Source organism: Pantoea sp. SIMBA_079 (assembly GCF_046940275.1).
Classification (GTDB): Bacteria; Pseudomonadota; Gammaproteobacteria; order Enterobacterales; family Enterobacteriaceae; genus Pantoea; species Pantoea borealis.
Genome location: NZ_JAWRYR010000264.1, coordinates 1 through 275, shown reverse-complemented (window position 1 = coordinate 275; position 275 = coordinate 1). Strand labels below are relative to the sequence as shown.

1 protein-coding gene is annotated in these 275 nt (G+C 70.5%); it reads left to right on the top strand.

Annotated features, from left to right (window positions below; translation table 11 throughout):
- Positions 1-275 (top strand): uracil phosphoribosyltransferase (locus SB719_RS19950; protein ID WP_412159709.1); only part of this gene is annotated, 275 nt, incomplete at both ends.

Genomic DNA, 275 nt, shown 5'->3' with positions numbered 1-275 from the left:
CAGCACAAGCTCGGCCTGATGCGCCGCGCCGACAACAGCACCAAGACCTTCCGCGAACTGTCGGCCGAGGTCGCGACGCTGCTGACCTACGAGGCGACGGCGGATCTGGAAACCGAGGACGCCACCGCCGACGGCTGGGCCGGCCCCGTGCAGGTGCGCCGCATCAAGGGACGCAAGATCACCCTGGTGCCGATCCTGCGCGCCGGCCTCGGCATGCTGCCGGGCGTGCTCGACCTGATTCCCGCGGCCAAGGTCAGCGTGGTCGGCATCAGGCG